We start from the raw sequence: 930 nt of genomic DNA on the forward strand, positions 1-930 counted from the left end.
GCTCGATTCGTCGGAGCGTGGCAACCCGGTGAAGAGAAGGTTGTGACGTTTGACGCAGTTGCAACAAACGAGGCTGCGACTAGCTCCTATGCACTCACTGCGAATGTCGCGTACGAAGACGCTGACGGTATCTCGACGACATCCAATGATCTCTCAGTTGGCGTGACACCACTTCCGGAACAATCGTTCCAGCTGTCCAACGTTGCTACAAACCTCCGTGTTGGTTCGGAAGGGCAAGTTACAGGGACAGTCACAAATCTCGGTCCTGAGACAGCAAACGATGCAGTTCTCATCTTCCAAAGTGAATCACCGAACTACGACGTTCAGGAGACTGAGTACGCACTCGGGTCTCTCGGACCGAACGAATCGAGCGAGTTCCGGTTCGATATTGATGTGAGCCAGTCTGCGGACCCAGGAAGTCGCCAACTCTCGTACTATGTGAGTTACCAGAATAGCGATGGTGACGAGCGACAAAGCAAGACGCTCAACACGCGCTCGGAGATTGCTGAGAGCCGTGATGATTTCACAGTGAGTCCTGTCGAGTCTTCGCTCAACATCGGCTCGAGTGGCGTCGTCACGCTTGAACTCACCAACAACGGTGATGAGACGCTCACCAATATCAACGCCAAGGCGTATGCGAGTGACCCATTGTCGCTATCGGATGACGAAGCATTCGTCCAATCGCTGGAACCAGGCGAAACTGCTGAGATTAAGTTCCAAGCCAGTGTGAGCGGTGATGCACTCGCCAAAGACTACCCACTCTCGGTCGACTTCCAGTACGAGCGACCAAACGGAGACACTGAAATCTCTGACAGCTATAAGGTCCCCCTCACGGCCACCGAAAACGAAGGCGGAAGTGGACTTCCGCTCCCACTCATTGGCGTCGGCGCGCTTGTGATCATTGGTGGAGCGGTCATCATATACCGCCGC

Annotated in this window: 1 protein-coding gene; it reads left to right on the top strand. The window is 54.3% G+C overall.

Annotated elements, in window-relative coordinates; translation table 11 throughout:
* Nucleotides 1-528: 528 nt before the first annotated feature.
* Nucleotides 529-930: COG1361 S-layer family protein (locus AUR66_RS21850; protein ID WP_231727804.1), on the top strand; the 402-nt coding region annotated here is incomplete at its 3' end.

It is taken from the genome of Haloferax profundi (genome assembly GCF_001469865.1).
In the GTDB taxonomy this organism is placed as follows: Archaea; Halobacteriota; Halobacteria; order Halobacteriales; family Haloferacaceae; genus Haloferax; species Haloferax profundi.